The 24,187-nt window shown below is 72.2% G+C and carries 24 protein-coding genes and 1 pseudogene; 12 read left to right on the top strand and 13 right to left on the bottom strand.

What is annotated here, in order from left to right; translation table 11 throughout:
* Nucleotides 1-600: 600 nt before the first annotated feature.
* From lnt to ACIBSV_RS22505, 3 genes and pseudogenes are all read left to right on the top strand, one after another.
* Complete coding sequence (gene lnt / locus ACIBSV_RS22515) at nucleotides 601-2,364, top strand: apolipoprotein N-acyltransferase (protein ID WP_395865685.1); 1,764 nt, start codon at nucleotides 601-603, stop codon at nucleotides 2,362-2,364.
* Nucleotides 2,361-3,116, top strand: a pseudogene (locus ACIBSV_RS22510) (polyprenol monophosphomannose synthase); the annotation flags it as partial. The gene lnt and the pseudogene ACIBSV_RS22510, both read left to right, overlap by 4 nt.
* A gap of 229 nt (nucleotides 3,117-3,345) precedes the next feature.
* Nucleotides 3,346-3,906, top strand: coding sequence for an FxsA family protein (locus tag ACIBSV_RS22505; RefSeq protein ID WP_395865683.1), 561 nt, complete (start codon nucleotides 3,346-3,348; stop codon nucleotides 3,904-3,906).
* 150 nt (nucleotides 3,907-4,056) lie between these two features.
* Here the strand turns inward: ACIBSV_RS22505 and ACIBSV_RS22500 are convergent, their stop codons facing one another.
* The 5 genes from ACIBSV_RS22500 to ACIBSV_RS22480 form a co-directional block, all read right to left on the bottom strand.
* Complete coding sequence (locus tag ACIBSV_RS22500; RefSeq protein WP_395865681.1) at nucleotides 4,057-4,431, bottom strand: RNA polymerase-binding protein RbpA; 375 nt, start codon at nucleotides 4,429-4,431, stop codon at nucleotides 4,057-4,059.
* 352 nt (nucleotides 4,432-4,783) lie between these two features.
* The gene (locus ACIBSV_RS22495) at nucleotides 4,784-7,303 is read right to left on the bottom strand and encodes a SpoIIE family protein phosphatase (protein WP_395865680.1); all 2,520 of its coding nucleotides are present in this window, start codon (nucleotides 7,301-7,303) and stop codon (nucleotides 4,784-4,786) included.
* Between the two features lie 199 nt (nucleotides 7,304-7,502).
* Nucleotides 7,503-9,083, bottom strand: a complete 1,581-nt coding sequence (locus ACIBSV_RS22490) for a hypothetical protein (protein ID WP_395865678.1) — start codon at nucleotides 9,081-9,083, stop codon at nucleotides 7,503-7,505.
* A gap of 98 nt (nucleotides 9,084-9,181) precedes the next feature.
* A complete protein-coding gene (locus ACIBSV_RS22485) occupies nucleotides 9,182-9,376 on the bottom strand; it encodes a DUF2304 domain-containing protein (RefSeq protein WP_395865676.1) in 195 nt (64 codons plus the stop codon).
* Nucleotides 9,377-9,399: 23 nt separating this feature from the next.
* Nucleotides 9,400-9,750 (bottom strand): hypothetical protein, encoded by a 351-nt coding sequence (locus tag ACIBSV_RS22480; protein ID WP_395865675.1) that lies wholly within the window; start codon nucleotides 9,748-9,750, stop codon nucleotides 9,400-9,402.
* Nucleotides 9,751-10,071: 321 nt separating this feature from the next.
* Between ACIBSV_RS22480 and ACIBSV_RS22475 the strand changes: the two genes are divergently transcribed.
* A complete protein-coding gene (locus tag ACIBSV_RS22475) occupies nucleotides 10,072-10,530 on the top strand; it encodes a flavodoxin family protein (protein WP_395865673.1) in 459 nt (152 codons plus the stop codon).
* Between the two features lie 119 nt (nucleotides 10,531-10,649).
* Here the strand turns inward: ACIBSV_RS22475 and ACIBSV_RS22470 are convergent, their stop codons facing one another.
* Entirely contained in the window at nucleotides 10,650-11,972 is a 1,323-nt protein-coding gene (locus ACIBSV_RS22470; RefSeq protein WP_395865671.1) for a hypothetical protein, read from the bottom strand.
* 331 nt (nucleotides 11,973-12,303) lie between these two features.
* On the opposite strand from ACIBSV_RS22470, the gene ACIBSV_RS22465 reads away from it, so the two are divergent.
* Nucleotides 12,304-12,975, top strand: coding sequence for an SDR family oxidoreductase (locus ACIBSV_RS22465; RefSeq protein WP_395865669.1), 672 nt, complete (start codon nucleotides 12,304-12,306; stop codon nucleotides 12,973-12,975).
* Here the strand turns inward: ACIBSV_RS22465 and ACIBSV_RS22460 are convergent.
* A complete protein-coding gene (locus ACIBSV_RS22460; protein WP_395865667.1) occupies nucleotides 12,944-13,474 on the bottom strand; it encodes a GNAT family N-acetyltransferase in 531 nt (176 codons plus the stop codon). The two genes, ACIBSV_RS22465 and ACIBSV_RS22460, sit on opposite strands and share 32 nt — an antisense overlap.
* 114 nt (nucleotides 13,475-13,588) lie before the next feature.
* Between ACIBSV_RS22460 and ACIBSV_RS22455 the strand changes: the two genes are divergently transcribed.
* Nucleotides 13,589-13,993 (top strand): PPOX class F420-dependent oxidoreductase, encoded by a 405-nt coding sequence (locus ACIBSV_RS22455; protein ID WP_395865665.1) that lies wholly within the window; start codon nucleotides 13,589-13,591, stop codon nucleotides 13,991-13,993.
* A gap of 92 nt (nucleotides 13,994-14,085) precedes the next feature.
* On the opposite strand, the gene ACIBSV_RS22450 is transcribed toward ACIBSV_RS22455, so the two are convergent.
* Nucleotides 14,086-14,562 carry a GNAT family N-acetyltransferase gene (locus ACIBSV_RS22450; protein WP_395865664.1) on the bottom strand — a complete coding sequence of 159 codons (477 nt, stop codon included), beginning with the start codon at nucleotides 14,560-14,562 and terminating at the stop codon, nucleotides 14,086-14,088.
* A gap of 205 nt (nucleotides 14,563-14,767) precedes the next feature.
* Between ACIBSV_RS22450 and ACIBSV_RS22445 the strand changes: the two genes are divergently transcribed.
* Nucleotides 14,768-15,502, top strand: coding sequence for a DedA family protein (locus ACIBSV_RS22445; protein WP_395865660.1), 735 nt, complete (start codon nucleotides 14,768-14,770; stop codon nucleotides 15,500-15,502).
* A gap of 18 nt (nucleotides 15,503-15,520) precedes the next feature.
* On the opposite strand, the gene ACIBSV_RS22440 is transcribed toward ACIBSV_RS22445, so the two are convergent.
* Complete coding sequence (locus ACIBSV_RS22440; protein ID WP_395865658.1) at nucleotides 15,521-15,754, bottom strand: hypothetical protein; 234 nt, start codon at nucleotides 15,752-15,754, stop codon at nucleotides 15,521-15,523.
* A gap of 263 nt (nucleotides 15,755-16,017) precedes the next feature.
* Between ACIBSV_RS22440 and ACIBSV_RS22435 the strand changes: the two genes are divergently transcribed.
* Nucleotides 16,018-16,995: a helix-turn-helix transcriptional regulator gene (locus ACIBSV_RS22435; RefSeq protein WP_395865656.1), complete on the top strand. Its 978-nt coding sequence runs from the start codon at nucleotides 16,018-16,020 to the stop codon at nucleotides 16,993-16,995.
* Nucleotides 16,996-17,049: 54 nt separating this feature from the next.
* Here the strand turns inward: ACIBSV_RS22435 and ACIBSV_RS22430 are convergent, their stop codons facing one another.
* Both ACIBSV_RS22430 and ACIBSV_RS22425 read right to left on the bottom strand, forming a co-directional pair.
* A complete protein-coding gene (locus tag ACIBSV_RS22430; RefSeq protein ID WP_395865654.1) occupies nucleotides 17,050-17,892 on the bottom strand; it encodes an ABC transporter permease in 843 nt (280 codons plus the stop codon).
* A gap of 16 nt (nucleotides 17,893-17,908) precedes the next feature.
* Nucleotides 17,909-18,694: an ABC transporter ATP-binding protein gene (locus ACIBSV_RS22425; RefSeq protein ID WP_395865653.1), complete on the bottom strand. Its 786-nt coding sequence runs from the start codon at nucleotides 18,692-18,694 to the stop codon at nucleotides 17,909-17,911.
* Nucleotides 18,695-18,773: 79 nt separating this feature from the next.
* Between ACIBSV_RS22425 and ACIBSV_RS22420 the strand changes: the two genes are divergently transcribed.
* Both ACIBSV_RS22420 and ACIBSV_RS22415 read left to right on the top strand, forming a co-directional pair.
* Nucleotides 18,774-19,520, top strand: a complete 747-nt coding sequence (locus ACIBSV_RS22420; RefSeq protein WP_395865651.1) for a TetR/AcrR family transcriptional regulator — start codon at nucleotides 18,774-18,776, stop codon at nucleotides 19,518-19,520.
* 73 nt (nucleotides 19,521-19,593) lie between these two features.
* Nucleotides 19,594-20,643, top strand: coding sequence for a lactonase family protein (locus tag ACIBSV_RS22415; protein ID WP_395865649.1), 1,050 nt, complete (start codon nucleotides 19,594-19,596; stop codon nucleotides 20,641-20,643).
* A 67-nt stretch (nucleotides 20,644-20,710) separates the two neighbouring features.
* Here ACIBSV_RS22415 and ACIBSV_RS22410 read toward each other — a convergent pair whose 3' ends face one another.
* A complete protein-coding gene (locus ACIBSV_RS22410) occupies nucleotides 20,711-21,157 on the bottom strand; it encodes a MarR family winged helix-turn-helix transcriptional regulator (protein WP_395865647.1) in 447 nt (148 codons plus the stop codon).
* A 170-nt stretch (nucleotides 21,158-21,327) separates the two neighbouring features.
* Between ACIBSV_RS22410 and ACIBSV_RS22405 the strand changes: the two genes are divergently transcribed.
* The gene (locus ACIBSV_RS22405; RefSeq protein ID WP_395865644.1) at nucleotides 21,328-22,599 is read left to right on the top strand and encodes an MFS transporter; all 1,272 of its coding nucleotides are present in this window, start codon (nucleotides 21,328-21,330) and stop codon (nucleotides 22,597-22,599) included.
* A gap of 70 nt (nucleotides 22,600-22,669) precedes the next feature.
* Nucleotides 22,670-23,503 carry an aldo/keto reductase gene (locus ACIBSV_RS22400; protein WP_395865642.1) on the top strand — a complete coding sequence of 278 codons (834 nt, stop codon included), beginning with the start codon at nucleotides 22,670-22,672 and terminating at the stop codon, nucleotides 23,501-23,503.
* Between the two features lie 8 nt (nucleotides 23,504-23,511).
* Here ACIBSV_RS22400 and ACIBSV_RS22395 read toward each other — a convergent pair whose 3' ends face one another.
* Nucleotides 23,512-24,153 carry a uridine kinase gene (locus ACIBSV_RS22395; RefSeq protein ID WP_395865640.1) on the bottom strand — a complete coding sequence of 214 codons (642 nt, stop codon included), beginning with the start codon at nucleotides 24,151-24,153 and terminating at the stop codon, nucleotides 23,512-23,514.
* Nucleotides 24,154-24,187 lie beyond the last annotated feature (34 nt).

Below are 24,187 nucleotides of genomic sequence, written 5' to 3'. Positions count from 1 at the left end.
GCGAGGAGACCCATTAGGGGAACGATTGCGCCACCTGGTGGGCGCACACCACCCACACCAGTGGCGCACCACCCCGGGTCCTGACCTGCACCGATACCGCATCCGTGCAGGTCAGTGCGATGTTGACACCGCGCCCGCATCGCCCAGTACGTTCGACCCGGTCCACCGCAGGACGACCGGCAGGAGAACACCCTCCCCGAGCACGCGCACGCCTCCGGGCCACAGGTGGCACAGCCACCGGGCGCCAGGTCCGGAACCGACGTGACACGTGCCCGGGAGGCCGCCCCACGCGGCCACGAACGGCAGAGCGGCACCCGTGCAGCCGCCCCGCCGGACGCGAGCACACCCCGCGCCGGAAGGTGAGACCGCGGCAGAGCCCGGTCGCCCAGTAGACAACGACCACCGCGACCGACAGCCAGCCGGTCCGGGGCCGGCCCGAAGGGCGACCGAGCTCCCGCTGCCCCCACCGCACTGTCGAGAACGATCCGAAACCGCTCACCCACCTCGAACGTTGTAACGTCACTGCATCACCCGACCGGCGCAACTCCGTGCCGAAGCCGGCAACAGTGATCAGCGACGACCCAGCGAGGGGGCCCCACGGTGCCGCAGCTCGACAGCGCCACAGTGCCCGAGGGCGCCCCGCCCCCGGTCTCGGCGCCCGCCCGCAGGCGGCGTTTCCGACGCACCCGGGCCACCGCCGTGAGCATCTACCGCAAGCCCGCCCGCCCGGCCTACGCGCTGATCAGCGGCCTGCTGCTGGCGCTCGCGTTCCCGCCGTACGACATCTGGCCGCTGAGCGTGCTCGCGGTCGCCGTGCTCACCGTCGCGGTGCACGGGCAACGCACCCGCACCGGCTTCGGCTACGGCCTGCTGTTCGGCCTGCCGTTCATGTTGTGGCTGCTCAAGTGGCTGCGCGTGGTCGGGCCGGACGCGTGGATCGTGCTGTCGGTGGTGCAGGCGCTGTACATCGCCGCGTTGGCCGCCGCGCTCACCCTGATCGGCCGACTGCGGTTGTGGCCGCTGTGGACCGCGTGCCTGTGGGTCGCGGAGGAACTGGTGCGCGACCGCGTCCCGTTCGGCGGCTTCCCCTGGGGTCGACTGGCCTTCGCCAACACCGCGACGCCGTTCACCCCGATCGCCGCGCTCGCCGGCGCACCCGGGGTGACCTTCGCCGTCGCGCTCACCGGCGCCCTGCTCGGCTGGGCCGGGCTGCGCCTGTACGCCCGATACACCGCGTCCGCGGACGAGATCGCCGAGTCGGGCCCCGAGGTCGCGCGTACGCCGCGTGCCGCCGTGCCGCTTGCCCTGGGCGCCATCGGCCTGGCGATCGCCATCCCCGCGAGCGCCTACGCGGTGCCCATCCCCACCGAGGGCGACGCCGCGGGCCCGGACAGCGCGACCATCGCGGTGATCCAGGGCAACGTCCCGCGCACCGGCCTGGACTTCCTCGGCCAGCGGCGCGCGGTCCTGGACAACCACGTCCGCGAGACCCACAAGCTCGCCGCCGACGTGCGCGCGGGCAAGGTCAGGAAGCCCGAACTGGTGATCTGGCCGGAGAACTCCTCGGACCTGAACCCGTTCGAGGAGCGCGACGCGTACGTGGCGATCGACGGTGCGGTCAAGGACATCGGCGTCCCCGTGCTCACCGGCGTCCTGGTCGCCGGCCCCGACGCCACACACATCCAGAACCAGGGCATCGTGTGGGACCCGGTCACCGGACCCGGCGCCTCCTACACCAAGCGCCACCCGGTGCCGTTCGGCGAGTACATCCCGATGCGCGAACTGCTCACCAAGTTCATCAGCCGGCTCGAACGCGTCCCGCGCGACTTCTACCCCGGCAAGACCGTCGGCGTCATGCAACTGGGCCCGGCCCGGATCGGCGACGTGATCTGCTTCGAGATCGCCTACGACAACGTCACCCGCGAGGCGGTCACGCACGGTGGCCGGGTGCTGGTCGTGCAGACCAACAACGCCACCTACGGCCGCAGCGGCCAGCCCGAGCAGCAACTCGCGATGTCCAGGCTGCGCGCGATCGAGCACGGCCGCGCGGTGCTCATCGCGGCCACCTCCGGGATCAGCGCGATCGTCATGCCGGATGGAAAAGTGGTCGAACGCACCCGCGAATTCACCGCCGACACGCTGGTCATGGACGTGCCGCTGCGCGACGACCGCACGCCGGCCACCCGACTCGGTTCGGCTCCCGAGTGGATCCTGGCTATCGTCGGTCTTCTCGCCTGCGCGTACGGCATCCTCCGCCGTCGGCGCCAGGCCCGGACAGTCAACACCCCCGGCATCCAGCCGACCACAGCCGACGCCGGCGTCGACACCCTCGCCGACGCCAACGCCATCAAGGAGATGATGTGACCGACAGCGAGCAGACCAGCTTCGCCGACCTCGGCAAGGTGCTCGTCATCATCCCCACCTACAACGAATCGGAGAACATCGAGCCGATCGTCTCCCGCCTGCGGGCCGCCGTGCCCGACGTCGACGTGCTGATCGCCGACGACAACAGCCCCGACGGCACCGGCGACATCGCGGACACCCTCGCCGAGCACGACCCGCACGTCCAGGTCATGCACCGGGCCGGCAAGGAGGGTCTGGGCGCCGCCTATATCGCGGGCTTCCGCTGGGGCATCGACCGCGGTTACGACATCCTGGTGGAGATGGACGCCGACGGTTCGCACCAGCCCGAACAACTCCCGCGCCTGCTCGAAGCGGTACGGGACGCGGACCTGGTGCTCGGTTCGCGCTGGGTCCCCGGCGGCGGCGCGGTCAACTGGCCCGGACACCGCAAGCTCATCTCCAGGGGCGGCAGCACCTACTCGCGCCTGATGCTCGGCGTCGACATCCACGACGTCACCGGCGGCTTCCGGGCGTTCCGCAAGGACACCCTGCTCGGCATCGGTCTGGACGAGGTCGCCTCCCAGGGCTACTGCTTCCAGGTGGACCTGGCCTGGCGGGCGATCCGCAAGGGCTACCGCGTCCTGGAGGTGCCGATCACGTTCATCGAACGCGAGCGCGGCAACAGCAAGATGAGCAACTCGATCGTCGCCGAGGCGCTGTGGCGGGTCACCGCGTGGGGCGTCGGCCGTCGGGTCGGCAAGTACCCCGACGAAGCCACCCCGGAGGCGGCGGCAGGCATCGAGGGCGGCGCCGAGGGCGCGAGCAGGGTCGACAGCGCGCGCGAGGGCCACGACGCGCCGGGCACCGGAGCCACCGACACCGCGGGAGCCACCGGAGCGGTCGATACCGCCGAATCCGCCGGATCTCCCGACACCGCCGAGGCCGCCGACACCTCGAGCACTACCGGCACCACCGGTACCACCTCGCCGAGGAAGTGATCGCGTGAGCACCCCGCTGCGCCGAGCGGCCACGCTCCTGCCGATCGTCGCCCTGCCACTGGCCGAGATCTACGTGATCAGTCTGGTCGGCAGCGAGATCGGCGCGGGCCGGACGTTCCTGCTGATCCTGGCCGGCGTCGCGCTGGGCTCACTGGTGATCCGCTACGAGGGCCGCCGGGTGCTGACCCGGCTGCGCGAGCTCGGTGAACAGGCCCAGCGCCAGAGCCAGAGCGACCCGACCGTGCTCGCGGCCCAGGGCAAGGAGGCGACCAAGGCCGCCGCCGACGCGGGCGTGGTCATCCTCGGCGGCATCCTGCTGATCATCCCCGGGTTCATCACCGACGCACTGGGCCTGCTGTGTGTGCTGCCGTTCACCCGGCCGCTGATCCGGCGCCTGATCGGCACAGTGGTGGCCGCGAAGGTGGCCAACAGTCCGAGGTTCTCGGGCGCGGTGCGGGACGCCCGGATCCACCGCCCGGACGGCAAGATCGTGCGCGGCGAGGTGATCGATCCGGACGAGCGCCGCGACGACGACCCGCCGGCGCCGCCGCGCGAACTGCCCTGAGGCTTCGGGGCCCCGCGACCTCGAGGGCGGCGTTCGCAGACAGCACGACGCCCGGGGCGCCACGATCGTGAGATCGTCGGCGCCCCGGGCGTCGGTGCCACCTGTCGACGGGATCCGCACGCGCCCGGAGCGGGCTCGCGCGGTGCTCGCTCAGGCGCTCTTGCGGTTGTTGCGCGGATCGTGGTGGAGATTGATCCCACCCGACCGCAGTACGGCGAGGCGCTCGGCGAGGACCTCTTCCAGCTCTTCCCGGGTACGCCGCTCCATGAGCATGTCCCAGTGCGTACGCGTGGCCTTGTTCTTCTTCTCCTCCGGCGGCGCGCCATCCACCAACTGCGCGATGGCACCGCAGCTGCGGCACTCCCACGTCGAAGGGATCTCCGCCTCGACGGAGAACGGCATCTCGAAGCGGTGCCCCCGGGGGCAGTCGTATTCCACGGTGCGACGCGGCGCCAGATCGATACCGCGATCGGTCTCGTAGCTGGTGGCGCCAAGGCGTGTGCCGCGGAGAGCTCGCTCACTCATGAATCGTGCCTCCTGGCTTGTCAACCCACATCGACAGGTCTTGCTGTCTCGTCCGATTGCAGAACGCGTGACGGGCCCCGAAGATTCCCGACCGAGGGGGCGGAGGGGGCGATCGGGGGCCGTGACGGTGAGTAGCTACCCGAAAACGGATGATTCACCACATCGACGGTGGAAAGTGACATAAAACTCGCCTGAACGGCCCGGGGTCGCCGAGGGTACGCCTGCCCGGAACGCGCGCCGCCACGCACAGCGAATGCGCGCCGACCCGAGCGGCCCGGTGTGGGGCGACCGCGCCCGGTGCGGGTGGTAGGGGTGTGGCGGGTGGTTTCGCCGACCGGGGTCGTGGTGGGCCTCAACGATCGCGGATCTCGGCCCAGACGATCTTCCCGGTGTCGGTGGGACGCACGCCCCAGTCGGTGGTCAGGCCGGCCACGATGCACAACCCCCGGTGCCGCTCGTCGTGGCCGGGAGAGGCGATCTCCTTGGGCAGTCGGCCGTCGTGGTCGACCACCTCGACGATCAGCCGGCCCGGGTGGTGCCGGAGCCTGAGCTCCATCGGGGTGCGGGCGTGCTCGGCGGCGTTGGAGACGAGTTCGGTGACCACCGAGCAGGTGGTGTCGCTGTGCTCGGCCAGCTCCCAGCGGCCCAGCGTGGCGCGGACGAAGTCGCGGGCCTCGCGCGCGGAGCGCGGCGTGGGCGGCAGGTCGAGGCCGGCGGTGCGCTCGACGCTGTGTCGGGCACGGACCAGCAGCAGCGCGACGTCGTCGGGTTCCTGGCCGGTGAGCATGGTCTTGGCGAGCAGGTCGGCGACGTCGGCGACGTTGTAGGCGCCGCCGGTGGTGCTGTCGATGTGCTTGGTGAGTTCCTGCAGGCGGTCGGTGAGCGAGGCGTCGTGCGATTCGACCAGGCCGTCGGTGTACAGGAGCAGTTGGTCGCCGGTGTCGAAGCCGACCACCGCGTCCTCGAACGCGGTGCCGTCCAGGCCGAGCGGTACGCCCAGGTCGTCCTCCAGGAGTTCGACCTTGCCGTCGGCGCCGATCAGGGCCGGTGGCAGGTGGCCGGCGTTGGACCAGTGGATGGTGGCGTCGCCGGGGTCGTAGACGGCGTACACGCACGTGATGATCTGGTCCTCGCCGCCGAGCCCGGTCACCAGCCGGTTGAGATGCCGCATGACCTGCGCGGGCGGCAGGTCCATCACCGAGTACGCCCGTACCGCGGCCCGGAGTTGGCCCATCACGGCGGCGGCCTGCAGACCTCGACCCATCACGTCGCCGACCACCAGGGCGATTCGGCCGGCGGACAGCGGGATCACGTCGAACCAGTCGCCGCCCACCTGTTGGCCCTTGGCGCCGGGCAGGTAGCGGAAGGCGATGTTGAGTTCGTCCAGGTCGGGCGGGACCTGCGGGAGCAGGCTGCGCTGGAGTTCGACGGCGGTGTCGCGCACGCTGCGGAACAGCCGGGCGTTCTCGATCGCGGTGGCCGCCTGCGCGGCGATGCCCAGGGCGAGTTGTTCGTCGCGTTCGGTGAACACGTCGGCCCGGGTATGGCAGAAGGAGAAGGCGCCCAGGTCCTCGCCGGTCGCGGTGGTGACCGGGATGGTCAGCAGGCTGCGTACGGGGGGCTGTCCGTCGGGGCTCACCCGGTAGGGCAACAGGTGTGTGGCGGCGGGGTCTTCGGTGAGGTCGCCGCGGCGCACGGTGGCCGGCGGGGCGGCGGTGGTCTGCGGTCGGCTGCGCGCGGCGAGGGAGGGTCGCGGTCGGGGCAGGCGGTCGATCAGCGTGGGGTCGGGGCTGGTGACGGCGTAGCGGGTGTCCGCGACGCCGCCGGTGTCGTAGTCGATGTAGCGGAAGATGCCGTGCTCGGCGGCGATCACCGAGGTGGCGGCGTCGGTGGCGGCTTGCACGAGGCGTTCGAGATTGAGCTCGCGGGTGAGTTTCTGGCCGACGCGGTAGAGCGTCTCGACGATCCGGGTCTCCTGGTCGAGTCGACGCTGTTTGTGGGCGAGTTGCTCCTGCTGCGAGCGGACCCGGTCGCGGGCGTCCTCGGCGACCAGGGCCTGTTGCGCGGTGGTGCCCTCGTGGGCGGCCAGGAGTTGTTCCAGGGCGTCCAGGCGGGCGGCGGCGACGTGCGTGGTGGGGGTGGGCCGGCCGGGGCCGCCGGCGAACAGGGGCGCGGTGTTGAGCGGGAGCAGGGCCAGGCGGGTGGACACCGCGACGGTGCGGAAGAGTTCGGCGATCCGGGCCGGAACGTGGACGCGGGTGAACATCAGCACGGTGAACAGTTCGCCGTCGGGGAGCTTGCCGGCGTAGCCGACCACGGATTTTATCCCGCTCGCCCGGATGAACTCCTTGTCCGGGACGGCGCTGCTGGTGAGCGCGTCCGGGATGTGGTGGATGTCGTGCCGGTCCCACTCGTTGTCGGTGGGCAGCGGCCCGGCCACGATCTCCTCGGCGGTGACCCCGAGTTGCTCGAGCATGGCGCTGATCATCGGCGCCCGGCGGACCGCCTCGGCGCTGGGGAAGGCGACCACTTGGTGGTGCCGCGAGCGGGTGCGGTCACGCCAGTCCGGGTGGTCGCCGGTGGTGGCCAGCAGGGTCAGGCAGCGCAGGTCGGGGTGCGGCGTGAGGCCGGGCTGCCGGCGCAGCGCGCACTGTTCCAGGTCGGGGGTGAGGTTGCGCCAGGGCATGGTCTGGAACAGGCGGGCGAGGACGAGTTGGGGTTGCCCGGTGAGCGGGTCGCGGAAGGTGGTGCGCAGGTGTCGCACGATCGCGCGGGCCGCGTCCTCGGTGGTGGCCGAATCGGCGGTGACCTGGCGCAGTTCGGAGCTGCACACGACCATGTCGCTGACGGTGAAGTTGGCGAGGTCGAACACTGGGCGTCCACGTCCTCCGTGGGGGTGCGGGCCCCCATCATGGCGCGAGGGTGCGGGCGGAGTGGTGCGTTTTGGGTATTTGGTGGTGACGTGACCATGCGTCGAGGCCCCCCGAGCGCGGCTGCTCGGGGGGCCTTCGCGAGGATGGACGCCGGGTCGGCGCGAGTCGGCGCGGGCCGGCGCGGTGCCGCGCCCGGGGTCAGCCGGTGGGCTCGGGCTCGCGTTCGGGGGCCTTGGCGAGCGAGATCGCGGGCGCGTCGACGGGCAGGGTGTCGGTGTGCCGGGGGAGCAGGGCGAGCAGGCGCTCGCGCTCGGCCTCGGGGGTGTCCTCCTCCAGCGGGTCGGGGGTGTGCGGGATCTGGATGCGCACCACGGGGCCGTTGCCGATCCGGATGTAGCCGCGGCCGGGGGGCATGCTCTCGCCGCCGGAGACGCCGGGGGCGGCGCCCAGGACGGTGTACGTGGTCTCCGGGTCCAGCGGGCCCAGCACGACGCGGGTGTGCGTGTCGGCGATCAGCGCGGGGCGCAGTCGGTCCAGGTGGGTGGGCCGGGCGCTGGTGATCACCCCGACGTGTGCGGCGCGGCCCAGGCGCAGCGGGAGGTCGAGCAGTTCCTGCGGGTCGGTGCTGCCCTGTCCGGCGGCGAGATCGCTGAGTTCGGTGATCTCGTCGAGGATCAGCCACAGCGGTCGGCGCGCGTTGTCCGGTACCGCGGTGCCGTATTGCTTGGCGTGGGTGACGGCGGCGATCCGGCGTTCGGTCTCGTGCCGCAGCCAGGTCAGCATCTCCAGCGCGCCGTGGTAGCCGGTCTCGATCCGCAGGATGTTGCGGCGACCGGCCAGGCAGGCGTAGTCGCCGGAGCCGCTGCCGTCGATGATCACGATGTCGCCGTCGCGGGCGGCCTGGAGGGCGATGGTGCGCAGCAGGTTGGACTTGCCCGCGCCGGGGGCGGCGACGGCGAGCAGGTGCGGGTCGGTGCTGCGGTGGCCGGTGCGCCAGATGACCGGCGGGAGTTGCCGGATGGTGTCGTCCACGCGGATCGGGACGCGGCGGTTGGTGCTGCCGGCGTCGGTGACGCCGAGCAGGATCTCGCTCGGCGCGGTGATGAAGTGTTGCGCGGGCACGGCCGAGGGCAGCGGGGGCAGCGCGGCGACGGTGAGGTGGTTGTTCTCGGTGTCCCAGTCGTAGAGGTACTCGCGGCCGCGGCCGGTCTTGGCCTGGAGCACACGTTCGATTCGGGCCCGGGCGGTGGGGTCGTCGTCGGTGAAGTACGGGCTGTAGGTCAGTTCGAGGCGGGTGATCCGGTCACCGTCGAGTTCCCAGTGCCGGAAGGCGTTCTGGTACGGGCCGCCGGGGTGGAAGAGGCGGGCCGGGTCGTGGTCGTCGGCGAGATAGGGCACGAGGCCGTTGTAGACGGCCTGGAGTTTGACGTCGGTGGGGTCGGGGGCGGGCTCGGCGGGCGGTTTCTCCGCGCGGCCGAGCCAGGCGGCGCCGGCCAGGATCAGCAGCAGTGCGATCAGCGGGGCGTAGGGCAGGAAGTAGAGAGCGAGCAACACACCGGCGACACCGGCGACACCGGCCTTGCGCTTGTCCGCCGAAGCGCTCTTCCACCACGCGCGCGCCCACGCGAGTTGTCGGTTCAGCCCTCGGCTGAGGGTGAACACGGGCGAGAACGTGTCGCGGGTGTGGTGGTGGATGCGCTGGGCGCGCGTGCGGGTGTTGCCGATGCCCTCCTTGGCGCGCTGGGCGATGGTGACGAGGGACTTGGGGCCGGGGGACATGCGGTCTCCGTGAGGGGTTGGTACGGGTAGGCGGGAGGCCCCGGTTCGGGGGGACGAGCCGGGGCCTGGGGCCTTGCTGCGGTGGGGGACGGGCGCGGTCAGAAATTGAGGCCGCTGAGCAGGTTGGCGATGCTGTTGCCGCTCGCGGTGATGTGTGGGGCGATCGAACTGCCGGCCAGGTAGAAGCCGAAGAGGGCGCAGACGAGGGCGTGCGGGATTCTCAGCCCGTCCTTGCGGAAGAAGACGTAGGCGATGACGCCGAGCAACAGGACGCCGGAGATGGACAGAACCATGGGTGCTCCTTCGGGCGGTGCACTCAGTGTGTGAGGTGCGGGGTGAGGATCCCGGTGCGGCCGAGGCCGTACAGGATCAGGACGGTGGCGCCGAGGCGCCCGGGGGTGGACAACGCCCAGAGGGCGGCATGGAGGGCGATCACCAGGGGGAGGGTGGCGATCGCGTACACGGTGTGGAAGGTGCGCGATTGCGGGGTGCCGGCGCGGGTGGCGGGGGCCAGGGTGCGGCGGACGACCGAGACGAGGGTGGGCGCCGCGGGGGCGGCCGGGGCGGGGGCTTGGTCGGGGACGGGGGTGGGGCCGGCTTCGGGATTCGGGTCGGTGGGGGACGTGCCGCGGGGGTCGGGCAGCAGTCGCTTGTGGATCAGGCGCATGTGGGTGCTTCTCCCCGAGGTGCCGGCCGGTCGGCCTATCGGTGCAGTACTCAAAGTGCTCTTATCGTTACAAATGGTGCACATCTGTCAAAGCATCAAACGGGTGGAATCGCCACGATTTTCCCGAGGGTCCACTCGCATGGGTGACGTGATGAACCTGTTTGCCCAGGTGGGATCGCGGGTCGCGACCCGCCGGCGGCCGACGGGGCGGCGTCGCGGCACGATCGACGTGATGTCGATTTCCCGACGAACTCACCCATCGGAGTGGCGGTCGGTGGGCGGGTCGTTTCGGCTCCGGCCCGGTTCTGGCAGCGTGAGGCCATGGCCATCCTGCTCGTGGTGCACCACACGCCCTCGCCGACGCTCGCCGAGATGCTGGAGGCGACCCTCGCCGGCGCCCGCGACCCCGAGATCGAGGGCGTCGAGGTCCGGGTCCGGGCCGCGCTGACCTGCTCGCCGGTCGAGGTGCTGGAGGCGGACGGCTACCTGCTCGGCACCCCCGCGAACCTGGGCTACATGTCCGGCGCTTTGAAACACTTCTTCGACGGCGCCTATTACCCGTGCCTGCACGAGACGGTGCGCCGACCGTACGGGCTGTACGTGCACGGCGGCAGCGACACCACCGGCGCGGTGCGCTCGGTCGAGTCGGCGGCCGGCGGATTGCAGTGGAAGCGGGTCCGCCCGCCGGTGGAACTGGCCGGGCCGGTCACGCGCGACGCGCTGGCCGCGTGCACCGAACTGGGCGCTGTGGTGGCGGCGGAACTGATGGACGCGAACTGACGCGGGTCCGGGCGGGCTCGTGGTGGTCCGGGGCTCGCGCCGGCCGGCGGGAGAGGCGGGTACCGCCCTCGGGCCCGCCCCGAGTGACGGCCGCTCGGGTCCCCGTACGCCGGGGGGTGTCAGTTCGGGCGGGCCCAGTGCGGCGGGTGGGTCCGGGCGGTCTCCAGGGCGGAGGCGGTGGGTCGCTCGACCGTGTCGGGGACGGCCTCCAGCGGGATGGACAGGGCCCGGGCCCAGGTGCGCCGCCAGCCGAGGCGGCGCTGGGTGCGGGCGGCCTCCCGACGGGCGCGCGCGGTGGCGCGGCGGGCGATCTCGGCGCGGGCCAGCGCCTGGCTGCGCAGCCACAGCGGGCGCGTGTGCAGGAGCTCCTCGACGTAGGCGGTGGTCCACTTGTTGCTGCGCGGACGCAGGTCCAGGACCAACTCCACGGGCAGCCCGAAGAGTTCGGCGACGGCATCGTCGGTGAGGTGGTCGATCACCGCCTCGGCGGCGCGGCAGACCGCCTCGGCGCGCCGCTGCTGGGCATGCCACTCGCGATCCAGCCAGCGGGTGACCGCGGCGCAGGCGTGTTCGAGTTCGCGGTCCGCGTGCAGTTCCAGCAGCCAGTTCGGTGGGTCGGTGGCCAGTACGTGCAGCAGGTCGGCGCTGACGTGCTGGTCGATGGACGGGACGCGGTGCGCGATGTCCTCGGCCGGCACGCCCAGCGTCGCCCACACCCGATGCGGCCGGGCGAGCGAACGCAGCGCGGTGATCGCGCGCGGGGTGGCGGCGGCGAGCAGGTCGGCGATCTCGCCCGGCTTGTAACGGCACTGGGCGCCGATCTCGGCGATGTCGCGCACACGCGGGTCGCCCATGAACCTGCGCAGCCGGGCGGGCGCGGTGCCGTGCAGCCGGGCCAGCGCGCACGCGAAGGCGATCACGTCGGCCGGGTCGGTCTGCCGGTCGGGGGCCAGGGTCGCGAGATACCGGCGCGCGTTGTGGGCGCGCTCGCGGTTGTGCGCCCGGGTGGCGGCGGCCTTGCTCGCGGCCAGCGAACGGGCCACCCGGCGGGCCGCCTCGCGCAGTTCGCGGTCGGCGGCGATGTGCGGGGGCAGGGTGTCCACGTCGGCGGTGCGGTAGTAGCGCACCTCCGACTCGCGGCCGTAGCGCAGGACCCGCACCCGGTCGACGACGGGCAGCCCGGCGGCCGGTGCGATCCGGCGGAAGCACTCCCGGCTGATGCCGAGGCGGTGCGCGGCCTCGGTGGCGGTCAGCGGCTCTTCGCGGCGCAGCGCGGTGAGGAAGGGGACGGGGTCGGCTGCGGCGCGGGCGACCGCGTCGGCGTCGAAGGTGCCGTCCTGGTGTTGTGCGAGCAGTCCGGTACGGGCGGCGAGGCGGACCTGACGGGGGACGAGCCCCAGCGCCTTGCCGACGCGCGCCGCACCGATGCCTCCTCGGGTCACGACCGGCCCCTTCCGTACGGGTGACACCGAACGGGGCGACGATAGAACGGCTGCGGGTCGCGAGGGAGGGCAAAGGGCGAAATCCGCCCGATCGTGCGGGGAAGCGATAGGGCAGGTTACGGCAAATGGGGGACGGTGGGCGGGTTCGTCGGGAGTGCGCCGGCGGAGTGTCGCAAGCCGGGCGCCTCGGGCCGGCGGCGGCCGACGCGAGCGTCGGTGGCGGGCGCCTTCGATCGTGTCGATCGGTGGTGCGCAGCCGAACAGTGGAACCTGATCGTGTCGCGTGGCCAGGCCGGCGCATGTCCTGGTTCGTGACCTTACGGTCGGATACATGCGTATTGTCATCGCGGGTGGACACGGAAAGATCGCACTTCGGCTGGAGCGGCTGCTCGCCGATCGCGGACACACGGTGGTCGGGTTCATTCGCAACCCCGACCACGCGAACGACCTGGTCGCGGCCGGGGCCGAGCCGGTGGTGTGCGACCTGGAACGGGCGCCGGTCGAGGAGGTGGTCGAGCACCTGGTCGGCGCGGACGCGGTGGTGTTCGCGGCGGGCGCCGGGGCGGCCGGCACCCGGGAGCGCACGATGACGGTCGACTACGGCGGCGCGGTGCTGCTGGCCGACGCGGCCGAGGACGCGGGCGTACGGCGCTACGTGATGGTGTCCTCGATGGGCGCCTCGACCCGCCCGCCCGCCGACACCGACCCGGACTTCGCCCTCTACCTCAAGGCCAAGGGCGAGGCCGACGAGGACCTGCGCTCGCGCGGCGCGCTCGATCTGACCGTGCTGCGCCCGGGGCGGCTCACCGACGACCCCGGCACCGGGCTGATCGCGCTGTCCGAACGCGAAGGTCGGGGAGCGATCCGCCGCGACGACGTGGCGGCCATCGTGGCCGAACTGCTCGACGAGCCCGGCACGATCGGCAAGACCCTGGAGGTGGTCGGCGGCGACGTGCCGGTCGCCGAGGCGGTCAAGTACGCGGCGGCGAAGCCTCGCCCGTGAGGTCCAGCGCCATCAGCACGTCGTCGACATAACGTCCGCCGAGCAGGAACTCGCCCTCCAGCACGCCCTCGATCCGGTAGCCGCAGGCCAGGTACAGCGCCCGCGCGGAGGCGTTGCCACCGAGCACCCGCAGGGTGATCCGCCGGGCCCCGCGTCGGCGCGCCCGGGCCTCGGCGGCCGCGAGCAGCAGTCGGCCGACCCGGCGGCCCTGATGGTCGGGATGCACCGCGAGCCCGTTGACGATCTGCACGTGGCCGGAGGCCGGGCACAGTGTGGAGCGCTCCAGCAGCACGTAGCCCACGACGAGGTCGCCCTCGTGGGCGACCAGGGTGTCGCGCACGTGCTCGGCGCTGCGGAAGAAGACCTTGTCCGCCGCCCAGCGCGGCGCGGGGGTGACGTCGGGGGACCACGTGAGGTGGTCGATCTCGGCAAGACTCGTACCGTCGGCCTCGGTCGCGGGGCGGACCTGGACGCGGGTTTCCTCCGATGTGCGCGACATCCGATCATCGTCCCACCCGGGGCCGGGCGCCGGGCAGATCGGGTCGCGGACGATCTTGACGACCGCTTCGTGTGCGCCGCGTCCGCGCCGCGTACGCGCCCTGGACTCGCGCGCATGACTTCGCCCCGGGTGCCCGAGGACCTCGATCGTCTCGCGGCCGGCAAGTACGTCCTGTTGACCACGTTCCGCCGGGACGGGCGCGCGGTGGCCACGCCCGTGTGGGTGGTCCGCGACGGCGCCGCGCTCGGGGTGTGGACGGCGCGGGACTCCGGCAAGGTCAAGCGCATCCGCAACGACGGGAAGGTCACCGTCGCGGCGTGCGACGCGCGCGGGAACCCGCGGGGCGCGGCCGTGCCGGGACACGCCTCGCTGCTGGACGCCGCCGGGACCGAGCGGTATCGGGGACTGATTCGGCGCAGGTTCGGGGTGATCGGGCGGTTGACCCTGTTCGGCAGCCGACTGCGGCGCGGGGCGGCCGGGACGATCGGCGTCCGGATCGAGTTGGGCGAGCGGGAGTAGGACCGGGGTCCCGCCCCGGGAGCACCGATCGGGCCGTCGCCGGGCGGTGCCCGCCGAGGTGTTGCGGGTCGACGGTCGCGCGGTGGGCGGTTCTACGGTCGAAGGGTGAGCTTGAAGCCCACGTGCGAGTCGGTGAAGCCGAGGTTGCGGTAGAAGCGGTGGGCGTTCTCGCGGGTGCCGTTGGAGGTGAGCTGGACCAGCGTCGCACCGCGTTCGCGGGCACGGTCGATGGTCCAGTGCATCAGGATCGTGCCCAGGCCGCCGCCGCGCTCGCTGCCGGCGATGCGTACCGCCTCCACCAGGGCCCGCGTGGTCCCGCGCTGGGACAGGCCCGGAATGATGGTCAACTGGATCGTGCCGATCACCGTCCGCTCACCCGTCGCCGGGTCCGGTCGGGTCATCACGACCAGTTCCTGGTTCGGATCGGCCGTCACCCGCTCGAAGGCCGCCAGGTACGGCGTCAGGTCCTCCTGCGAGTCCCGCCCCGAGCCGAGGGCGTCGTCGACGAGCAGACCCACGATGGCCGAGATGTCGTCCCGGCCCGCCGGCCGGATTTCGATGTCGTTCATGACGCCCAACGTAGAGGGAGCCTCCGCCGGCCATCCGTCCGGTCCCGGGCGCGGCGTCGGGGGCGGTCGGTGACGGATGACTAAGGTCACCCGCGTACGGCCAGGGGAGTAGGCGGGAATTCGGCCGCGCGCAGGATCCGTTGACACCATTGAGGGCGGATGCTTGTCAGGCCACATGGCAAGCGGCCTAACGGGGAGGTTCCACGTGGATGCCGTGCACGAGTGGGTGGAGCGGTTGGGTGATCTACCACCCTCGTACGCCTATGTCGTGATCGCGCTGGTCGCCGTCGTCGAGACCGGTCTGCTGCTGGGCGTCTTCGCGCCCGCCGAACCGGTGCTGCTGCTGGCTGGGCTGCTCACCTCCACCGGCCACTTGGCGCTGGTCCCGGTGTTGATCATCGCGACCGCCGCCGCGCTCGTCGGGGACACCCTCGGTTACCTCTCCGGCAGACATCGCAGCGAACGCATAAGGACCGGACGGCTGGGTCGCCGGGTGGGCGAGCACCGCTGGGAACGGGCCGAGGAGATGTTCACCCGCGGTCGCGGCGCCGGCGGTGTGACCGTGATGCTGGGTCGCTGGGTCGCGTTCGCGCGAACCCTGCTGCCGCGACTCGCCGGCGCGGCGGGCATGCCCTATCGGCGGTTCGCGCCGTGGAACGCGGTCGGGATCCTGGTGTGGGTGCCGGGCTCGATCATGCTGGGCCGCCTCGCGGGCAGCGCGTACCCGTCGGCGGCGAGCGTTCCCGGTTGGATAGGGGCCGCGATCGTCGCGATCGGTATCGTCGCCGGCATCGTCACCTACGTGCGCCGGCGTCGGCGTCGCAAGGCCGAGGAGAACCGTTCCTCGGCGTTCGGGGACCCCGCGGCCAAAGGGCCGGGGGGTTCGCGGCGTGATTTCGCCGGTGCGACGGCGGCGGTCCGCGAGGACAGCGCCGCCTGATCCGGGCGCCGCCGGCGGTCAGCCGCGCAGTGCCGTGTCGCCGTGCTTGGACACGTGTTCGTCCAGCGCGGCGAGAGCCCGGGTGACCTCCTCGTGCGAGCCGCCGGCGCGCTGCTCCTTCCAGTACGCGGAGCCGAGCTGCTTGAGCAGTGCGGACGCGTCCCGGCCCACCTGGACCTCCTCGACCTTGTGCTTGCCGGTGTTCATCGTGTCTTCGGCCATCTTCCTGGCCTTGTCGAGGAAGCCGCTCATCGCGCCGTTCTCCGTTCCCGTTCGGGACGGACATCGCTGCCGCCCCGAGGTCGCTGCCGTACCGGGATCACCGTCCGCAACGCGGCGTAGTCCCGCCGAGATCATTCGATGATCGATCAACGAATGGCACGGATGCGAAGATCCCGAACGGAAGTACACCGATTCGGCCGGGCATTTCACTCGTTCGGCACTGACGGCGGTGCCCTCCCACGCCCCTTCGGGTACCTGCCGATTCCCGTCAGGTATGCGCGACACTGGCGATCATGCGCGCGAGCCGACTGCTGACCATCCTGCTGACCCTGCAGACCCGGGGCCTGGTCACCGCGACCGAGTTGGCCGAGCAGTTGGAGGTGTCGGTCCGCACCGTCTACCGCGACGTCGAGGCGCTGGGCGCGGCGGGGGTGCCGGTCTACGCCGAACGCGGTCCGGCCGGTGGCTACCGTCTCCTGGAGGGTTTCCGGACCCGGATCAACGGGCTCACCCAGGACGAGGCCGACGCGCTCTTCCTGGCCGGACTGCCCGGGCCCGCGGCCGAGCTGGGGCTGGGCGCGGTGGTCGCGTCCGCGCAGCTCAAGGTGCAGGCGGGACTGCCGGCCGAGTTGCGCGATCGGGTCGGGCGGGCGCAACTGCGTTTCCACCTGGACGCGCCCGGCTGGCATCGCGAGGCGGACCGCTCGCCGGAGCTGGCCCGGATCGCGGGCGCGGTGTGGACCGACCGGCGGATCCGGGTGCGCTACCGGCGCTGGGCGGGCGAGGTCACCCGCGATCTGGAGCCGTACGGCCTCGTGCTCAAGGCGGGCGCGTGGTATCTGGTGGCGCGCACCGTGCGCGAGGGCGAGCACCGCGACCGCACCTACCGCGTGGTGCGGATCGAGGAGCTGGACGTGCTCGACGAGATGTTCGAGCGAGATCCGAGCTTCGACCTGCCGGCCTACTGGCGGGCCTGGTCGCAGGACTTCGTCGAACAGTTGCGCCCGATCCTCGCGGACGTGCTGGTGACCGAGGACGCGCGGGCGATGGTGCGGCACCTGTTCGGCGCGCATGTCGCGGACACCGTGGAGGCGAGCGCGGGCGAGCCGCTGCCGGACGGCCGGGTCCGGGCCGACTTCCCGATCGAGACGATCGAGGTGGCCGTGCCCGAGTTGCTGCGCCTGGGGCCGCAGATCGAGATCCTGGGACCTCCGGAGCTGCGCGCGAGAGTGGCCGCCGAAGCACGCGCGACGGCGGCGCGGTACGCGTGAGCGCCCGCGCCGCCGTCGGCGCGGTGGGTCGAGGTCCATGCCCCGACCGGGGGGTTACGCCCCGTTCCGGCGGAACAGACGTACGGCCAGGGCGACCGAGACGGTGGCCAGCGCGAGTGCGGTCAGCACGCCCGTCCCGACCGTGCCGCCGTAGTCGCCCACGAACGCGGACCGGACCGCCTGCACCTGGTAGCGCAGCGGATTGGCCCGGGACAGCCCGTCCAGCCAGCCCGGGGCGAGCGACATCGGCAGCAGGATGCCGGACAACAACATCACCGGCAGGTTCACCGAGTTCACCACCGGCGCGAACTCCTGCGGACTGTCCACCCGCATCGCCAGGGCATAGGACAGGGACGCGATCGAGGCGGTCATCAGCGCGACGAAGCCGAACCCGATCAGCACGCCGACCAGCGGCGCGCGCAGCCCGAACGCCACGCCGACCAGGACCAGCAGCACGGATTGGGCGAGCAACTGCACGATGTCCTTGAGCACGCGCCCGAGCAGCAGCGCGAGTCGGCTCACCGGAGTCACCCGCATGCGCTCCACCACGCCGTGCTGCTTCTCGATCAGGATTGCGAAGCCCGCGAACGCGGCGCTGAACAGCCCGAGTTGCACCAGCAGGCCCGGGACCAGGGTCTGCCACGAGTCGCCGTCGCCGCCGAGCGGGACGTCGCGCAGCAGCGGGCCGAACAGGATCAGGAACAGCAGCGGTTGCACGAGCCCGAAGATCAGGCCGATTCTGCTCGCGACGGTCTGCCGCAGGTAGCGGCCGAAGATCAGGAGCGTGTCGGCCGCGAGGGCGGAACCGGCGGACGGCGCGGCCGGCGCGACCCGGCCGGTCGGTGTGGTCGGGTCGGCGGGCGCCGAGGAGGTCGACGGTGCGGACGGTGTGGTCATGGCTACCTCGGCCGGATCAGACGGCGATCGGAGTCTCGCTCGGCGCGGGGGTGCGCCGACCGGTGATGGCGATGAACGCGTCCTGGAGCGAGGCGTCCGGGGAACCCGCGTACTCGGTCTTGAGCGCGTGCGCGCTGCCCTGGGCGACGATCCGGCCCCGGTCGACCACCACGAGCCGGTCCGCGAGCGCGTCGGCCTCGTCGAGGTAGTGCGTGGTCAGGAAGATCGTGGTGCCCCACTCGTCGCGGATGCGCCGGACCAGGTTCCACAGGTCGACCCGGCTGCCCGGGTCCAGACCGGTGGTCGGCTCGTCCAGGAAGAGCACATCGGGGCGGTGCAGCAGGCCCATCGCCAGGTCGAGCCGGCGTCGCTGGCCGCCGGAGAGCGCCGCGCACGGACGGTCGAGCAGGTCGAGCAGGTCCAGGTCGGCGGCCAGTTCGGCGGCCCGGGCCCGGGCGTCCGCCTTGTCCAGGCGGTACAGCCGGGCCTGGGTGGTCAGCTCCTCGCGCACCGACACGGCCGGGTCGACGCCGCCGGACTGGGCGACGTAGCCGATCCGTCGGCGTACGCCCGCCGGGTCGCGCAGGAGGTCGTGGCCGGCCACGACGGCGCTGCCGCCGGTGGGCGCGAGCAGCGTGGTCAGCATCCGCAGGGTGGTGGTCTTGCCGGCGCCGTTGGGGCCGAGGAAGCCGAGGATCTCGCCCGCCGGGACGGTCAGATCGATGCCGCGGACCGCCTCGACGGTGCCGCGCTTGGTGCTGAAGGTCCGGGTGAGCCCGGTGGTGTGGATGACCGGTGTCATGGCCCTACCGAAACACAGTCGATTCAATTTTGCAATGACCCCAAAATTTGAGTGCCACCATGAAGGCTAGGATGGCGGTATGACGGAGTCGGAACCCGCCGAGGGCCTGCGTGAACGCAAGAAGCGCCGGACCCGCACGCACATCTCGGACGTCGCGACGGGCCTGTTCCTGGAGCGCGGGTTCGACGCGGTGACCATCGCCCAGATCGCCGAACTGGCCGAGGTGTCGGTGAACACCGTCTACAACTACTTCCCGGCCAAGGAGGACCTGTTCTTCGACCGCGAGGCCGAGGCGGTGGACCGACTGGCCCGCATCGTGCGCGAGCGCGAACCGGGCGAATCGGCCACGCGCGCGGTGCTCGGCGCGCTGCGCCGCGACATCGAGACACACTCCCCGTACGCGGGCCTGGTCGAGGGCTACGAGCGGTTCGCCCGGGTCATGCACGAGTCGCCGGCGCTGATGGCCCGGCTGTGGCGGATGCAGCAACTGGGCGCGGACGCGCTCGCGCTGACCCTGGCCGAGGAGGCGGGCGCCGCGCCGGGCGACCCGGTGCCAGCGCTGATCGCGGGCCAACTGGCCGGGATCCAGCAGGCGGTCTTCCGCGACATCGGTCGACGGATCGCCGCCGGGGGCGGCCCGGAGCCGGCGGTGGAGTACGCGCTGGCGCAACTGGACGCGGTCGAATCGCTGCTCGGGGCCCAGGTGTTGGGCTACGCGGTCCGCGCGCGGGATTCGGCCGGGCCGGTCCCGGCGACGGGGTGTGCCGGCGGCGGCGTCGGGGAGGAGCATGACATCGGCGGCGACGGGGCGATCGATCCGCGATGATCTGCGTGGTCGGCGCCGCCGGGCTCGGCCGACGGATGCTCGGCCGTCACAGGCCAGACAACAGGAGAACCGTGTGACCTCACCAAATGCTTCCGACCGACGCGGACCGCTCGTGTACGTGGGTGCGTACACCCCCGACATGGAGGGTCGCGGCACCGGCATCACGGTGTGCCGACAGGACCCGGCGACCGGGCTGCTCGGCACGCCGTCCGCGGTGATCCCCGCGATCTCGCCGTCGTATCTGGCCCGGCACCCCTCGGGTCGCTTCCTGTACGCGGTGAGCGAGCGCGGCGGCGAGGGCGCGGTCGGCGCGTACTCGGTGCAGGACGAACGGCTGGTGCCGTTGGGCGAGGTGTCCACGCTCGGCGCGGGGCCGTGTCACCTCGCGGCCGATCCCACCGGGCGGTTCATGGTGGTGGCCAACTACGGCGGCGGCAGCGTCACCGTGCACCCGATCGCCGACGACGGCACGCTGGGCGAGGCGGCGACGCACGTACGGCTGACCGGATCCGGGCCGGTGCGCGACCGGCAGGCGTCCTCGCACGCGCACCAGGTGACCTTCGCGGCCGGCGGCGAGTGGCTCGTGGTCTGCGACCTGGGCTCGGACACCGTGTACCACCTGCGCTTCGACGCCGAGGCGGGCACCATCGCCGAGGGTCCGAAGGTGACCCTGCCGCCCGGCACCGGGCCCCGGAACATCGCCTACGGGCCCAACGATCTCGCGTGGCTGGCGGGGGAGTTGAACGCGACGGTCACGCCGCTGCGCAGCGACCCGCGCACGGGCGCGCTCACCGTCGCGGGCAAGCCGTTCGAGCTCTCCGCGGGCGAGGGCGCGCCGTCCGGGATCGTCGCGGCGGCGGACGGGCGCTTCGTGTACGTGGCGAACCGGGGGCCGGACACCGTGTCGGTGCTCGCCGTGGACGGAGCGGAGTCGACCCTGGTCGAAGAGGTGCCGACGGGCGGTGCCTGGCCGCGGGACCTGGCGCTGGTGGGCGACGTGCTCTACGTGGCGAACCAGCGCGGCGACACGGTCACCGGGTTCCGCCGCGACCCGGAGTCGGGACGGCTCACGGCGCTGGGTGTCGCGCTCGGGACCGGGAGCCCGACGAGCGTGCTGGCCTAGCCGCTCACGAGACGATCCCGTGCGCCGGACGGACCGAGCTCTCGGCCCGTCCGGCGCGCGGACCCGACTACAGGCCCAGGGACTTGACCGCCGCGACCAGGGGGGCCAGGTCGGAGCGCTGTTCGGCGTCCGCGAGGGATTCGCGCAGCGCCTTGTCGTGGGTGGGGCGCGCGGCGCCGAGTAGATCGCAGCCGGTCGTGGTGACCTCGGTGTAGATGCCCCGACGGTCGGTGTCGCACAGGTAGCGCGAGAGCAGGCCGCGCTCCTCCAGGCGGGTGACCAGGCGCGTGGTGGCGCTCTGGCTCAGCACCACCGCGTCCGAGAGTTCGTTCATCCGCAGGTGGTAGCCGTCCTGCCGGTTCAACACGTCCAGGACCGAGAACTCGCGCACGCTCAGGTCGTGTTCGGCCTGGAGCGCGCGCTCGATGTGCGCCTCGATCCGATTGTGCAGCGCCGCGAGCGCGCACCAGCCCTGCGCGAGCGGCGGTTCGACGGCCTGCCTTTGTTGTCCCATGCGCTCAGGATACCCCCGAAGCGAAATAGCCCGCGTTTGCATTGATCGGCGTCTGCAAATATTGTCGACGCTTGTAGTCATCGGGAACGCGGCGTTCGCGCCTGCCGTCCGCGCCGGCTCCGCACCGGCTCGTTCCCACCCCTCGCAACACTCCTCGAAAGGGATACTCCGTGCCTCTCGCACTGCTGGCCCTCGCCATCGGGGCCTTCGGCATCGGGACCACCGAATTCGTCATCCTCGGCCTGTTGCCCGAGGTCGCGGGCACCTTCGACGTCTCGATCACCACCGCCGGGCTCCTGGTCAGCGGCTACGCGGTCGGTGTGCTCGTGGGCGCCCCGCTGATGACCGTCCTGGGCACCCGGGTCTCGCGCAAGCGCATGCTGATCCTGCTGATGGCGCTGTTCGTGCTGGGCAACGCGCTGACCGCGCTGGCCCCCGCGTTCGGGGTGATCATGCTCGGACGCGTGGTCGCCTCCTTCACCCACGGCGCGTTCTTCGGGATCGGCTCGGTGGTGGCCGCCGACCTGGTCGCACCGGAGAAGAAGGCCGCCGCGATCTCCACCATGTTCGCCGGCCTGACCCTGGCCAACGTGCTCGGTGTGCCGCTGGGCACGCTGATCGGCCAGTCGGTGAGCTGGCGGCTGACCTTCCTGCTGGTCGCCGCGCTCGGCGTACTGGGCGCGGTGGGCATCGCCCGGCTGGTCCCCGAGCAGCCCAAGCCCGAAGGTGTGCACCTGCGGCACGAACTCGCGGTGTTCCGCAACGCGCAGGTGCTGCTCGCGATGGGCATGACGGTGCTCGGCTTCGGCGGCGTGTTCGCCGCGCTGACCTACGTCAAGCCGATGATGACCGACGTCGCGGGGTTCTCCGAGGGCGCGGTCACCTGGCTGCTCGCGGTGGTCGGCCTGGGCATGCTGGTCGGCAACTGGGTCGGCGGCCGGCTGGCCGACCGACACCTGATGCCGTTGCTGTACGGCTCGCTGCTCGCGCTCGCGGGCGTGCTGGCGCTGTTCACCGTGACCGCGCACGACAAGGCAGCGTCGGTGATCACGCTGTTCCTGATCGGCGCGCTCGGCTTCGCCACCGTGCCGCCGCTGCAGAAGCGGGTGATGGACAACGCCGCCGGCGCGCCGACGCTGGCCGCCGCGGTCAACATCGGCGCGTTCAACCTCGGCAACGCGATCGCCGCGTGGCTGGGCGGCCTGATGATCGACGCGGGCCACGGCTACGAGTCGGCGAACTGGGTCGGTGCCGGTCTGGCGCTGGGCGCACTGGCCCTGGCGGTGGTGGCACATGGCCTGGAACGGCGTGCGCCGACCCGCTCGCGCGTGCCGGCCGCGCACGTCCCCGGTGTGCGGACCGCGCTCAGCGGGCAGAGCGGGCAGGGTGACTCCGTCGTCGCGGATCGAGCGGCCGAGCGACCCGCTCGACTCCCCGGTTGACGCGCACCGCGCACCCCCGCCCCCACCCCCACCCCCACACCCCGCCCCCTGACGAAGGACGATTCGAACCATGAGCGCCACCCCCGTGCCCGACATCACCCTGAACAACGGCGTCACCATCCCGCAGCTCGGCTTCGGGGTCTTCCAGGTCGAGAACGACGAGGCCGGCGAGGCCGTGGCGACCGCCCTGGAGGTGGGCTACCGGAGCATCGACACCGCCGCGGTCTACGGCAACGAGGCGGGCGTCGGGCGGGCCCTGGCCGCCTCCTCGGTGCCGCGCGAGGAGGTGTTCGTGACGACGAAATTGTGGAACACCGCCCAGGGATACGACTCGACCCTGGTCGCGTTCGACGAGAGCGTGGGCAAGCTCGGCCTGGACTACGTGGACCTGTACCTGATCCACTGGCCGACCCCGAACCGGGACCGCTACCTGGACACGTGGCGGGCGTTCGAGAAGCTGCTCTCCGACGGCCGGGTGCGCGCGATCGGCGTGTCCAACTTCCAGCCCGACCACCTGACCCGACTGCTCGAACACACCGCCCTGTTGCCCGCGGTCAACCAGGTCGAGCTGCACCCCTACCTCCAGCAGGGCAAGGTGCGCGGCTACGACCGGGCGCACGGGATCGCGACCGAGGCGTGGAGCCCGCTGGGCCAGGGCGGCGACCTGCTCGAGGACCCGGTGATCGCCGAGGTCGCCGGCGCGCACGGCAAGTCGGCCGCCCAGGTGGTGCTGCGCTGGCACCTGCAACTGGGGAACATCGTGATCCCCAAGTCGGTCACGCCCTCGCGGATCCGGGAGAACTTCGAGGTGTTCGACTTCGAGCTGACCGCGGACGAGCTGACCGCGATCAACGCCCTGGACCGGGGCGGGCGGATGGGACCGGACCCGGACACCCTCAACTGAGCCGCGGCTCAGCGGCGTTCCGGCTCCACCAGTGCCGGGTGCGCGGGATGGTCGTAACGCACCAGCAGGTCGGCCTCGGTCGCGGGCGCGATCTCCTCGGCGTAGCGGGCCAGCGCCGGCAGTGTCCACGCCTGCTCGTCGGGAGTGCGCCGGCGCAGCGCGCCCGGGGACAACCACAGGTGCACGCTCAGGTCCAACGGCAGCCCCTTGCCCAGCAGCAGCGGCCCGTCCAGGAGCAACACCCCGCCCTCGGGCAGCGTGGTGTACGCGGCCCGGGTGGCCCGGTCCCGGGCCGCGTCCCACAGGCTCGGCAGGACCCGACCGGTACCGCCCGCACCCAGCGGGTCCAACACCTCCCGGCGTAACCCGGCGTCGTCCAGCCAGCCCCACAGGTAGGACTCCGCGTCGGTGTGCCCGTACTCCAGGCGCACCGACGCGGGGCGCAGGAAGTCGCGGGCCCGCACCCGCAACACCGGCCGGCCGAGCAGCCGCAGCGGGTCGACCAGCGCGTCGGCCAGGACGCCGGGTTCGGCCGCGTCCGCGCCGTCGACGGCGACCCGTGTCCACGGGCGGTCGCCCGCGCGACGGGTGATCGCGTCGACGAGTTCGTCCACCAGGCCGGCCGGAGTGACCGGTCGCGCGCTCACCATCGGCGGACCCGCCGCGGCCCGTTCGGTTCGATCA

It is taken from the genome of Embleya sp. NPDC050154, from assembly GCF_044460165.1.
Lineage (GTDB): Bacteria > Actinomycetota > Actinomycetes > Streptomycetales > Streptomycetaceae > Embleya.
The sequence above is the reverse complement of the archived record's forward strand: the minus strand, read 5'-3'. Positions and strand labels throughout refer to the sequence as shown.